General features: G+C 68.8%; 11 protein-coding genes. All 11 read right to left on the bottom strand.

Translation table 11 applies throughout. The annotated features are described in order from the left end of the window. A partial coding sequence (locus D1648_RS01520) for a sulfatase-like hydrolase/transferase (protein ID WP_164518534.1) occupies positions 1-773 on the bottom strand: 773 nt, incomplete at its 3' end. A gap of 64 nt (positions 774-837) precedes the next feature. After that, positions 838-2,385, bottom strand: a complete 1,548-nt coding sequence (locus tag D1648_RS01515; RefSeq protein ID WP_241155315.1) for a sulfatase-like hydrolase/transferase — start codon at positions 2,383-2,385, stop codon at positions 838-840. Continuing rightward, complete coding sequence (locus tag D1648_RS01510; protein WP_122939048.1) at positions 2,382-3,377, bottom strand: aliphatic sulfonate ABC transporter substrate-binding protein; 996 nt, start codon at positions 3,375-3,377, stop codon at positions 2,382-2,384. The genes D1648_RS01515 and D1648_RS01510 overlap by 4 nt, the downstream gene beginning before the upstream one ends. Positions 3,378-3,447: 70 nt before the next feature. Next, on the bottom strand, positions 3,448-4,248 hold the full coding sequence (locus D1648_RS01505) for an ABC transporter ATP-binding protein (RefSeq protein ID WP_122939047.1): 801 nt from the start codon (positions 4,246-4,248) through the stop codon (positions 3,448-3,450). Further along, positions 4,245-5,075 (bottom strand): ABC transporter permease, encoded by an 831-nt coding sequence (locus D1648_RS01500; protein WP_241155314.1) that lies wholly within the window; start codon positions 5,073-5,075, stop codon positions 4,245-4,247. Before D1648_RS01500 ends, D1648_RS01505 begins: the two co-directional genes overlap by 4 nt. Continuing rightward, positions 5,065-6,285 (bottom strand): ROK family transcriptional regulator, encoded by a 1,221-nt coding sequence (locus tag D1648_RS01495; protein ID WP_122939045.1) that lies wholly within the window; start codon positions 6,283-6,285, stop codon positions 5,065-5,067. The genes D1648_RS01500 and D1648_RS01495 overlap by 11 nt, the downstream gene beginning before the upstream one ends. Before the next feature lie 96 nt (positions 6,286-6,381). Continuing rightward, positions 6,382-7,116: an MgtC/SapB family protein gene (locus D1648_RS01490; protein ID WP_370239737.1), complete on the bottom strand. Its 735-nt coding sequence runs from the start codon at positions 7,114-7,116 to the stop codon at positions 6,382-6,384. 211 nt (positions 7,117-7,327) lie between these two features. Next, the gene (locus tag D1648_RS01485; protein ID WP_122939043.1) at positions 7,328-8,281 is read right to left on the bottom strand and encodes a carbohydrate ABC transporter permease; all 954 of its coding nucleotides are present in this window, start codon (positions 8,279-8,281) and stop codon (positions 7,328-7,330) included. Next, positions 8,281-9,261: a sugar ABC transporter permease gene (locus tag D1648_RS01480; RefSeq protein WP_122939042.1), complete on the bottom strand. Its 981-nt coding sequence runs from the start codon at positions 9,259-9,261 to the stop codon at positions 8,281-8,283. Before D1648_RS01480 ends, D1648_RS01485 begins: the two co-directional genes overlap by 1 nt. 3 nt (positions 9,262-9,264) lie before the next feature. Continuing rightward, a complete protein-coding gene (locus D1648_RS01475; protein ID WP_164518533.1) occupies positions 9,265-10,944 on the bottom strand; it encodes an extracellular solute-binding protein in 1,680 nt (559 codons plus the stop codon). A gap of 222 nt (positions 10,945-11,166) precedes the next feature. Then, positions 11,167-12,534: a family 20 glycosylhydrolase gene (locus D1648_RS01470; RefSeq protein WP_122939055.1), complete on the bottom strand. Its 1,368-nt coding sequence runs from the start codon at positions 12,532-12,534 to the stop codon at positions 11,167-11,169. Between the last annotated feature and the right edge of the window lie 67 nt (positions 12,535-12,601).

Genomic DNA, 12,601 nt, shown 5'->3' with positions numbered 1-12,601 from the left:
CGCAGGTAGTCGCGCATGTACCGCTGGTACTTCCACGACGTCCGCGCACGGCGCGAGGCCTCGTCCTCGCCCTCGAGCTCGGCAGGCAGCGCGTCCTTGTAATCGGTGGGCCGCAGGTCGTCCAGCTGCATCGCGACCTGCTTGACGATCTCGGCCCGGGTCTCGTGGGCGTCCCACATCGTCTCGGGCTCGGGGATGGTGCCCGCCTCGTACATCCCCTCGTAGCGCGGGTGCGGGATCCAGGGGCGGTGCGGGGCCTTGTGGTGGACCATCAGGCAGAACGGCCGCTCCGGGTCGCGGCGGTCCAGGAAGTCGAGGCTCTGGCGGGTGACGACGTCGGTCGCGTAGCCGGTGATCTGCTCCTCGCCTCCCGGCCCGATCATCACCGGATCCACGTACTCGCCCTGGTCGGGGAAGATCCGCCAGTCGTCGAAACCCCGCGGCAGCGCCTGCGCGGAGGTACCCAGGTGCCACTTGCCGTACAGCGCCGTCTGGTAGCCCCGCTCGTGCAGGACCTCCGGGGCGGTGTCCACGCGGTGGTCGAACTCGGAGTAGATCGAGCAGGCGCGGTTGATGTGGCTGTAGGTGCCGGTCAGGATCGAGGCGCGCGAGGGGGTGCAGATCGAATTCGTGCAGTACACCGCGTCCATCGTGGCGCCCTCCGCGGCGAGGCGGTCCATGTGCGGGGTGGTGTTGACGCGGCTGCCGTAGGCCGAGATCGAATGCGCGGCGTGGTCGTCGGACAGGATGAACACGATGTTCGGGCGGGTCATGCGGGGGGCTCCTGGGGTGCTCGGGCGGCTGCGGTGCGCGCGGTGGTAAGTCTCGGCACCGGGCTCACGTGCCGACGGGGCTGTGAGTGCCCTCGTCGAGGCCGCTCATAGAGGGGTCGTAGTCCACCTGGCCGATGTCATCCATCGATGTCATCCAGTGGTAGAAGTTGTCGCCCCGTTCACGCAGACGTCGGTAGAGCTCAGCGCTGAGACGGGCTCGCACCTCCCGCATCTCCGGGTGGTCGATCCTGTTGTGCAGCTCATCCGGATCCTGCTCGAGGTCGTAGAGCTCGTTGACGGACTCGGGATTGACCACGAGCTTGTACCTGTCGGTGCGGAGCATCCGCTGGGGGTAGGGGAAGTGGTGGCCGTGGAACTCGCACACGATCGCGTCGTCCCACTCGACGTCCTCTCCCCGCACCAGCGGGAGCAGCGAGCGCGAGTCGACGGCCGGCGAGGGGTCGAGCCCGCACCAGTCGAGCACGGTCGCCGTGGTGTCCAGCAGGCTCACGAACTCGTCCCGCACCTGTCCCGTCGGGGCTCCGGGGACGCGCACCAGGCCGCACGTGCGGTAGATGTCCTCGTACATGGCGGGGCCCTTGTCATGCAGTCGATGCGAGCCGGTGAACTCCCCGTGGTCGGAGCTGAACATCACCGCTGTGGAGTCACGGAGGCCGAGGGACTCCAGCTCGGCGAGCACTCGGCCGATCTGTTCGTCGATGAGGGTCACGTACCCCCAGTACACGGCGATCAGCTTGCGACTGTCGGCCTCGCTCATCGTGTCGAAGGTCCAGTGCGCGGAGTAGTTCGCCTGCACCGGGGGCTTGTCCGTGAAGGTCTCCTGCACCGAGGCGGGCAGCTCGATCTCGTCGGGGTCGTACATGTCGAAGTACTCGTCCGGCACGATGTAGGGCAGATGGGGGCCGAAGAAGTGCAGGCCCAGGTAGAACGGGGTCCCGTTCTCCGACTGGTCAGCCGCGTAGGCGCGCAGCTGCTCGATCGCACGGTCGGCCAGATAGTGCTCGAAGGTCGCCTCGACTCCCTGATGGAGGCGCGCGGCGAGCAGGTTGCCGGGACCTCCGTTGGGGAGCACCCCGCGCATCCGGTCGGATATCTCGTACGGCGGCAGACCGCGCTCTTCGAGATATGCGAGATAGTCGGGATGATCCACGGGGTTGTGCCAGCCGTTCAGCTCGGTCCCGGCGAACCCGTAGTAACCGCGCAGCTTCTCGTCCCCGGCATGCCATTTGCCCAGCAGGGAGCATGCATAGCCCGCCTGCTTCAGCGCCCGCGAGAACGTGAACTGGCCGTCCGGCAGGTCCTCGAGATAGCCGACGTTCCGTTCGTGGTTCGCCAGCAGCTTGTGACGGAACGGCGCGTACCCGGTGAGCACGCTCGCGCGGGCAGGAGTGCAGATCGCCGTCGGCGTGTACCAGCGATCGAAGCGGGTGCCCGACGCCGCGAGCGCGTCGAGGTTCGGGGTGCGGACAGTCGGATTGCCGTAGCAGCCGAGCGTGTCTGCGCGGTGCTGGTCGGTGAGGATGGACAGGACGTTGCGCGGCCCCGTGGGCCCGGGCCGCGGGGACTGCGCTCGGGTACGGATCTCGGTCACTTGCCCGCCTCGGTGAACAGGTCGAAGGTGAAGTAGTCGGCCGGGGCGACCGTCTCCCCCTCGATCTTCCCGTTGTCCTCGAAGTAGCCGTTCATGGCGGTCAGCCAGGTCTCGATGGTGCCGTCCTCGACGAGCTCGTCGAGCTCGGAGGCCGAGTAGTACTGGCCGTTCTCCGCATCGGCCGCGACGGCCTCCGCGTCCTGCTGGGTCATCGCAGCGGTCAGCTCGATGGTCGTGTCGAGGTCCTCTGCACGGACGTCCATCGCCGCGCGCAGCACCTTCAGCACCGCGAGCGTGGTCTCCTCGTTCTCCTCGGGGAAGGCGGTCGAGGTCACCATCACGTTCGGGAACTGCATGACATCGGCGAAGTCGGAGTTCTGGGCGAGTTCGACGAGATCGGGCACCTGCTCCTTGATGTTGTCGATCATCGGGTACCAGATGCCCGCCGCATCGACCTGGCCGGAGGCGAAGGCGGAGACGACGGTCGAGGCATCCATCGCGACCTTCTCGATGTCGTCGATGCTCATGCCCGCGGCGTCGAGGGCGAGCTGGACGATCATGTCGCCGCTGGTCCCCTCCGGGATCGCGATCTTCTTCCCGGCGAGCGCCTCGATCGTGTCGATTCCGGGCTGGGCGATGACGCGGTCCGCCTGCCCGACCCCGTTGACGGTGATGACCTTCGCCTTCCCGGAGGCCGGCAGCCACATGGCGCCCGGGCCGATGTATCCGAAGTCGAGGTCGCCCGTGCCGAGCGCCTGGATCTGCAGCGGTCCGTTGGTGAAGGTCTGGAGGGTGGCCTCGAGCCCGTTCTCCTCCCAGAGCCCCTTGTCGTCGGCGATCGCGAGAAGGCTCGCGCCGTTGAAGTCGGGTATGTAGCCGTAGGTGATCTCGGTGGTGCCCGAGCCGCCTCCGGAGCCGCCGCAGGCGGCGAGTGCTGTGAGCGCGGGGGCGGCGGCGAGGCCGCCGATGAGGGAGCGACGGGAGATGCTCATGATGAGTGGTCCTCTCAGGGGTGGGGCCCGGCGGCGACAGTGCCGTCGGGGAGCTGCAGGGAAGCTGTCGTCATTGGTGGTAGACGGAGGTCCAGATCTCGTTGCGAATGGCGGTGAACTCGTCGGAGAGCCTCACCTGCTCGGTCCGGGGGTACGGCAGGTCCACGTCGATGATCCGGTGGATGCGGCCGGGCTTGGCGGCCATGACGACGACGCGGCTCGCGAGGAATGCGGCTTCGTCGACGTCGTGCGTGATGAACAGGATCGTGCGCTTGTCCTGCTCCCAGGTCTGGAGCAGGTGCTCCTGCATCCGCACGCGGGTCAGGGCGTCGAGCGCTCCGAAGGGCTCGTCCATCAGGAGGATCGAGGGGTTCATCGCGTAGGCACGAGCGATCGCGCAGCGCTGCTTCATGCCTCCGGAGAGGGTCTTCGGCAGGGAATCGGCGAAGTCGCTCAGCCCCACCATGTCGATGAAGTGCTGGGCGCGCTCGCGACGCTCGCTCGACGGCACGCGCGCCGTCTTCAAGCCGAATTCGACGTTGTCGCGCACCGTGAGCCACGGGAACAGGGCGTACTGCTGGAAGATGACTCCGCGCTCGGGGCTCGGCCCCTTCACCTCCGTCCCGTCGACGATGGCGGTTCCCGAGCTGGGCTCCTCGAGGCCGGCGAGGATGTTCATGAGCGTGGACTTCCCGCAGCCGGAGGGCCCCACGACGGTGATGAACTCGTTCTCCGCGACGTCGAGGCTCACTCCGCCGAGCGCCTCGAAGCGTTCGCCGGCCACCGTGAAGTGCTTGGTGATGTCCCGGACCTGGATCTTGCGCAGGTCTCTGGACTCGGTGGTCTCCACGGGGGTGTTCGTCGGGGTCATCGGCGCTCCTGCCACTGGGTTGCACGGGCCTCGACCGCGAGCAGCGTCCGGTCCATCACGAACCCGAAGATGCCGATGACGAGGATGCCCACGAAGATGGTGGGCAGGTCGTAGTAGATCTGTGCCTGCTGCATCCGGTAGCCGAGGCCCTGCTGCGCGGCGATCAGCTCGGCGGCGACGACGGTCGCCCAGGCTGAGCCGAGTCCCACCCTCATCCCGACGAGGATGAACGGGGTCGACGCGGGGACGACGACTCGGGCGAAGATCGTCCCGTCCTTCGCTCCGAGCACCCGTGCAGCGTTCAGCAGCGTCTTGTCGACCTGCACGACGCCCTGGAACGTCGAGATCACGCAGGCGAGGAACGAGGCCAGGAAGATCACGAAGATCTTCGGCTGCTCGCCGATCCCCATCAGCACGATCGCGAGCGGGATGATCGCCAGCGGCGGGATGGTGCGGAAGAACTGCACCCAGGGCTCGAGCAGGCCGCGCGCCCAGGTGTACCAGCCCATGAGGAAGCCGACGGGGATCGCGAGGGCGGTGCCGAGCAGGAAGCCGGTGAACACGCGCAGCAGCGAGGCGATGATGTCCTGCAGCAGGATGCCCGATGCGGCGAGGTCGATCGCGGCGAGGACGACCTCCGGCGGGCCGGGGATCTGGAGCCCCACCAGGGAGAGCGCCCACCACAGACCGATCCCGAGGATCACCGTCGCGATGTTCAGCAGCAGGAGCGCGGGCACCGGCCGCCGGCGGGGGGCCGCCGCATCGGTCGGGGGGCTGGGGGTGGTGTCGTCGGAGACCGCGATCTCCACGGTGGGGTCAGCGGACACGTGGTCCTCCTTCATGCTGTGGGGAGAGTGCCGACGCTCGGGTGGGGCGCCGTGGTGAGGGCGGGCGATCGGCCGATCGCAGCGCAGCGATCGCTCCGAGCGCTCCCTGTCTGCGGTCGGCGTCGACGCAGCGCACGGTGATGTCGGGGCCGGTGAGGCACTGGCGGGAGAGCTCCTCGATGAGGAGGGGGCGCACGGGGTCCAGCAGATCGCTGACCTCGCCGGCGATGATGATCTCGTCCGGGTCGATGACGAGCGCTGCGATGCCGAGGACTCGGCCGACGTCCGTCGCGAGTCGGGCGAGGAGCTCGTGCGCACGGGGGTCGCCTGCACGCCGGGCCGCGGCGAGGTGCTCGAGATCCGCGCTCTCTCCGGTCGTCTGCTGCCATGTCCGGGCGACGGCGCCGAGCGAGGCGACGGTCTCGAGGCATCCCCGTCGGCCGCAGCGGCACTCGCGTGCCTCGGGGCCGTCGTCGACGATCATGTGCCCGATCTCGCCGGCCAGCAGGTGGGCTCCGCGGAGGGCAGCACCGGCGCCGAGGACAGCCCCGCCGACGCCCGTGGACAGCCGGAGGTAGACGATGTCCCTCTCCCCCTCGCCGACGAGCGTCGACTCGTGGAGGGCGGCGAAGCGGATGTGGTGATCGACGAGGACCTGGCAGCCGAAGGCGTGCGCGAACTGTTCCCGGATCCGGGCTTTGACCAGGTGGAAGGGTTCGAGGCTCGTCGTGGACGGGAAGCCCAGCCAGCTGGCCGAGTTGGGCCCGGGCAGTCCGATGCCCACTCCGGCGAGGTGCTCGAGGTGCACGTCCCCCGCTGCCAGCTCGCGGATCGTGCGGAGAGCGAGCTGGACCCGCGCCTCCCACCCCGTGTCCTCGGGATACTCGGTGGTGGCCGACGCGATCAGGTCACCGGCGGCGTTCGCCATGCAGACGCTGACGGCGACATGCGTGAAGTCGAGACCGAGGTGGCGCACCGCACCGGGGTGGAGTCCGAGGACTTCAGCAGGGCGTCCGCGGCCACCGGGGGCACGCTGTTCGGTGACGGCGATGATGCCCTGGTCGAGCAGCTGTCCGAGGACCTCGGAGACCGTGGAGCGGGTCAGGCGCAGGGTGCGGGCGATCTCGCCGCGGGTGAGGTTCTGCCCGCGGTCGAGCAGCGCCAGCACGTCCTCGCGGTGCTGGTCCCTGACGCTCCATTGCCGGTCCATGGACGCCGAAGCTATTGAGGCTTATTTATTCCGTCAATAGTTCGACATAATTAGCTGGAGTCACGGAATGATCACGTGCCGGGTCCGCGCCGTCCCTCACGTCCGCAGGTCGTCGAGCTCGTCCTCCTCGATGCGACGCAGCGAGACGCGCTGGACCCCGTCGATCTCCATCAGCTGCGGCAGGAGGTCGCGCACGGGGCGGCGCCCGTGGAAGCGGATGTCCATGACCACGGCGGGGCTGTCGTCGGCGGTGATGCGCTTGCTGCGCTCGATCGAGGCGGTGAACCCGGCGGCGGTCGCAGCGGCGAGGACCTCGCGCAGCACCCCGGTGCCGTCGGCGTAGGTCAGGCGCAGGTGGCGCTTGCGGTCGGGGTCGGGCAGGCGGCGCACCAGCGGCGCGACCACGAACAGGGTCAGCAGGTGCAGCGCGGTCAGCAGCAGGCCGACGAACAGCATCCCCGCCCCGCACGCCATCCCGATCGCTGCGGCGACCCAGATGCTCGCGGCGGTGGTCAGTCCGCGCACGACGCTGCGGCCCTTGAAGATCACGCCCGCGCCGAGGAAGCCGATGCCCGAGACGATCTGGGCGGCGATGCGGGAGGGGTCGAGGTTCACGTCGCTGCCGAGCACGGCGGAGAAGCCGTACGCGGAGACGAGGGTGAAGGCGCAGGAGCCGAGGCCGACGAGCACGTGGGTGCGATAGCCGGCGGCCTTGTTGCGCAGCTGCCGCTCGATGCCGATCAGCGAGCAGAGCACGAACGTGGCCAGCAGCAGCTGGGCCTCGATCCAGCTGGTGTCGGTGAAGATCCCGATCATCGGATCCGCTCTCACCTCCTGGGGAGCACCGCGGCGGCGAGGCTGCGCGCCGCATCCGGCCCGGGCCCCGGGCGCCCCTGGCGGCGTCCCCGTCAGGGCTCGGCGGACCTCGTCGATCCTCCCGCACCCGGCGCGGGATGTCACGGGAGATGCTCGGAGACCGCCGAGCGCCCTTCGACGGAGCGGACGCCTCGCCGGTCACCGCGCCGGGGACGAGGGACGTTCCTCAGCCCTTGATCGAGCCGGTCAGCACGCCCTTGGTGAAGTACTTCTGCAGGAACGGGTACACGCACAGGATCGGGACGGTGGCCAGGACGATCACCGCGTTCTGGACGCTGACCGCCGGGGGCGGCGGCATGTCGGGGTTCGTCACGTTGGCGATGTCCGAGTTCTGCACGACGAACTGGTTGAGCACCACCTGGATCGGCCACTTGTCGGTGTCGTTGATGTAGATCAGCGCGTTGAAGAACACGTTCCAGTAGCCCACCGCATAGAAGAGGGCGATCACGGCGATCACCGCCTTCGACAGGGGCAGCACGATCGTGGCGAAGATCCGCAGCTCCGAGGCCCCGTCGATCCGGGCCGCCTCGAGCAGCTCGCCGGGCAGCCCCATGAAGAAGGCCCGCATGACCACCATGTTGAACGGGGAGATCAGCACCGGGAGGATGAGCGCCCAGTACGAGTCCAGGAGCCCGAGGTTCTTCACCAGCAGGTAGTTGGGGATGAGCCCGGCGCCGAACAGCATCGTCAGCAGCACCATCAGCAGCACGCCGCGGGCGCCGGGCGCGAAGCGGGTCCGGGTGAGGCCGTAGGCGAGCAGCGCCGTGAACAGCGTGGACAGGAATGTTCCGACGACCGTGATGAACAGGGAGTTCAACAGCGCCCGCGAGATGATGCCGCCGCCGAGGATCGCCTGGTAGGCGCCGGTGGAGAACCGGGTGGGGAACAGCTGACCCGATGTCACCGACTCCGGCGCGGCGAAGCTCATCCCGATCACGTACACGAAGGGATAGAGCATCACCACGCACACCACGGCGATGAACACCACCTTGACCGCCTTCAGCGCGGTCGAGGGCGGCTCCTGCCAGACCGGCCGTGCCGCATCGCGCCGCCGACGCGTGCGCGCGGCAGGCGCACCGGCCGTCGTCCCGTCGACCTCTCTCACATCGGTGCTGGTCATCAGATCACACCTTCCCCGCCGAGCTTCTTGGCGATCTTGTTGGCCGAGAGCACGAGGATCGTCGCGATCACGCCCTTGATGAGTCCGGCCGCGGTGGCGACGCCCCAGTCGCCTCCCGCTATGCCGCGGAAGTACACGAAGGTGTCCAGCACCTGGGCCGCGTCGGCGCCCACCGCGGGCTGCTGCAGCAGCATCTGCTCGAAGCCGACGGTCAGGGCGGTGCCGACGTTGAGGATGAGCAGCATCGAGATGACCGGCATCATCCCCGGCAGCGTGATGTGCCACATCCGCCGCCAGGAGCTCGCGCCGTCGGTGGCGGCCGATTCGTACAGCTCGCTCGGGATGGCCACGATGGCGGCGAAGAAGATGATCGTCCCCCAGCCGACGTCCTTCCAGATCACCTGGCTGGTGACGAGGATCTTGAACGTGTCGGGGTTGGCCATGATGTTGACCCCCTCCACCCCGACCCGCTCCAGGATCTCGGAGACCAGCCCTGCACCGCCCAGGATCTTCTGCCAGATGGAGACCACGACCACCCATGAGATGAAGTGGGGCAGATAGACGATCGTCTGGATCGAGCGCTTGACCCGGTCCGAGACGAGGGAGTTCAGGAACAGGGCCAGGATGATCGGGGCCGGGAAGGCGAACACGATCTGCAGGAACGCGATGATCAGGGTGTTGGTCAGCGCGCGCATCACCTCGGGGTCCCGCACGATGGTGCGGAAGTTCTCCAGCCCCACCCAGTCCGAGCCGAAGATCCCCCGGAAGGGCGAGAAGTCCTGGAACGCCACGACGTTCCCCAGCAGCGGGACGTAGTGGAAGACCACGAAATACAGCACGCCGGGCAGCAGGAAGAGGTAGGTCCACTTCTCCTTGAGGATCCGGCGACGCAGGGACGGACGCCGCACCGCGGCGGGCTCCGTCGGCGCCTCCTCCGCCCGGGTGCGCTGCCCGGCGGGCAGGGTGTGTTCCACGGTCATCGCTCAGCTCGCCTCGTCGACGAGCTTCTGGAAGTCGTCGAGGACGTCCTGGCCCCCGCGGTCCAGCCATGCCTTCTGGAGCTCGGCGACATCGCTGACCGGGCGCCGCCCGGACACGATCGCGTTGTAGTAGTCCTTGTGCACCTCCTCCAGCTTGGAGTCGTTGCGGATCTGGACCTCGGAGACGAGACCGTCGACGAGGGAGACCTCGCCGGACTCGGTGGCCGCCTCGAGCGTCTCCTTGATGTTGTCCAGCATGTCGCGGTTCATGTCCGGCAGCTGGTTGACGCGGTTCTGGAGCAGCCCCAGCCAGGTGCACGCCCCTTCGGTGGGCGGGTTCTCCGCGGGCACCAGGTTCTTCTCGGCGTCGAAGTCGAACTGGCGACCCTCGATCCCGCTGTTGAGGAACAGGGCTTCCTCGGAGCCGAAGGGCGAGCGGTAGTAGTCGCAGATGCGCAGGAGCTCCCGGACCCGGTCCTCGTCCTTGCCGCGATCGGCGGGGATGCAGACCATGCCCCCGTAGGACTTCCCCAGCGCGTGCCGGCCGACGCCACCCTCGACCGAGGGCATCGCGTAGTGGATGAACTCCGCCGTGGGCACGGCCTCCCTGCACAGGTTCACCCGGCCCGCGTCGGGCACCCAGTAGAAGCCCGCGAAGGAGGCCTCGTAGTTCAGCTGCTGGCCCTGCTTGAACAGCTCCGGGTCGACCTGGCCGAGCGCATCGGGGTGGAAGAAGCCCCCCTTCCAGAGCTCGGCCATGTAGGCGAGGTGGTCCTCGTACTGCGGCAGCAGGTACTTGTGGGTGACCTTTCCGTCGACGATCTGGAACTCCTGCCCCAGATCGTGCAGCGGCTCGAAGGTGGTGGGCTCCAGAGCGCCGTGCGCGAACACCTCGCGGCCGCCGACCTTGCCGAGCTTCGCCAGCTCGAGCCACAGCGTCTTGAGGTCTTCGGCGTCCTCGGGGACCGCGTCCGCGCCGACCTCCTTCATCGCGTCCAGACGCAGCACCATCAGGTTGTTCCGGAGCGGATCCGGATTGGGCACGCCCAGGAGCGCCCCGTCGCGTGCCGAGTCCTGCCAGGTGACCTCCGGGGTGGTCGCGATGTTGGGGTAGTCCTCGACCTTCTCGCCCTCGAGATAGTCGTTCAGCTCGAGGAACGCGCCGTCGGAGAGGGCACGGGCGGCGTTGGGGTCGGTGGGCTGGACGTACACGAAGTCCGGCAGGTTGCCCGAGGCGAGCAGGGTGGCGAGCTTGTCGCCGTAGGAGGCGTCGGGGACCATCGTGATGTCGAAGGAGTCGACCCCGAGCTCCTCCTCGAGCTTCTGCCAGACCTGGTTCTTGTCGCGCCCGGTGACCGGAGCGCCCCAGAGGATCTGGAAGCTCGAGATGCTTCCGCCGGCGGCGGGCTTGTCCGTGACCACGTCGCGGTACTCCGTGGGAGAGCCGACGTAGAGGGGGGCGACTCCCTCGACGTCGCTGAGGATGAGCCCCTCGACGCTCTCGGCCTCGTGCGTGACGGGAACCGTCAGCTCGCCGCTCGACCCGCTCCCGGAGCCGCCGGAGGATGATCCGCAGCCGCCGAGGACGGCGGCTGCGGCGATCGAGGTACCTGCCAGTCCGATCGCCTGCCGACGGGTGGGGCCGCCGGGGCGGTGCTGACCGGTGGAACGACGCTGCTCCATGAGGACTCCTCTGTGCCATGTGTGCATGCTCGAGCGAGACGAGCGATCGGGTGTTACGGATCGTGACAGTAATCGCCCAGCTGCAACTTGTCCGGGTGAAGCAGGTCACGATTGCGCAACAGCCCCTGAGGGGCGCCCGGATCACGTGCCCCGCGCACCCCCTCGGGACGCAAATTGGCTGACACTTCTACGGCAGCCCGCAGTCGCCTCTGCCCTCCGTCGTCAGCCCGGTCCGCGAAGAGCGGGCAGGTAGCCGTGGGCGCGGAGCCAGGCGGTCTCCGTCTCGAGCCTGGCGGAGAAATCCCGCCACTCGACGTCGGGGCCCACCCAGGCGCGCTCGGCGACGGCGAGCAGACGGGGAAAGAGCTGGTGGAGCAGGTGCTCGCGGTCGAGGATGAACTCGGTCCACACCGCGGCCTGGATGCCGAGGAGGCGTGCGGAGTCGGGGGCGGGCAGCTCGAGGATGTCGCGCGCGCCGATCGGGCCGAACATCCCCGGCGGCTCGGTCGCCGGATCGCCCGCGACCCGGTTGAGGTACAGCCGGGTGCAGTCGGCGTAGATCCAGTCATGCCCGCTGCGGTCGGCGAGCGGGACCCCGCCCGCACCTCGCCAGGCGAGGATCACCTCCTCGCCGGAGGTGGGGCTCTCGAGCAGCTCGTCCCAGGCGGCCGGGCGGCGCCCCCTCCTGCCGAGCACGGCGCGCGCATGATCGGTGAACATCCCCTGCAGGCGGGCACCGAGCCCGCTGCGGCCGGAGCCGGGACCGCCGCGCAGCACCGCCTCGGGCCGCACGGCATCGCGCGTGCCCGACGAGCTCCCCCGCGCGACCTCGGGGCCGTCGCCGTAGCGGCGCACGAGCTCGGGGTCGGACTCCCACAGCCAGTGCTTGCACTCGTCCCCGCCGATGTGGACGAGGCTGAAGGGGAACAGGTCCATGACGACCTCGAGCACCTCGGCGACGAAGTCGAACGACTCCTCCCCCGGCCAGAGCAGGTCGTTGGCGTGCGGCCAGTCGGCCGGATCGACGTCCGCCAGGCGCGGGTCGCCGAGCTCGGGATGGGCACGGATCGCGGCGGCCATGTGGCCGGGCAGATCGACCTCGGGCATGACCTCGATGCCGAGCTCTCGGGCATGCTCGACCACCGCGGCGATGTCCTCCGCACCGTAGGAGCCGTCGAAGCGGACCTCCGCGGCCCGTTCGTCGGCCGCCTCGCGCTTCTCCGGCAGGATATTGCCGTACCAGCTGTAGTCGGGGCGGGGCAGGTGCGCCCCGACGCTCGTCAGCCGCGGACGCCCGGGGACCTCGAAGCGCCAGCCGGAGTCGTCGGTGAGATGCCAGTGCAGGCGGTTGAGACGGTAGCGCGCCATGAGCTCGAGGAGCTCATGGACCACCTCGACACCCCAGCAGGTCCGCGCCGAGTCGAGCATCAGACCGCGCCACTCGTGTGCGGGGCGGTCCGGGGCGCCCGGATCCGGGACCAGCGCAGCAGCCGCCTGCTCGACGCCTCCGCTCCTGCGCGCCCGGGGCTCGCCCTCGCGAGCATCGGCCTCCCGCCGCTCTTGGATCGTGCCGGACTCACGCACAGCCATCAGCCAGTCTCCCATACCGTCCATTAACGGGACACTCATTATGGCATGTGCGGGCATTGCATCTCAG

This window comes from Brachybacterium sp. EE-P12 (assembly GCF_003711805.1).
Classification (GTDB): Bacteria; Actinomycetota; Actinomycetes; order Actinomycetales; family Dermabacteraceae; genus Brachybacterium.
The sequence above is the reverse complement of the archived record's forward strand: the minus strand, read 5'-3'. Positions and strand labels throughout refer to the sequence as shown.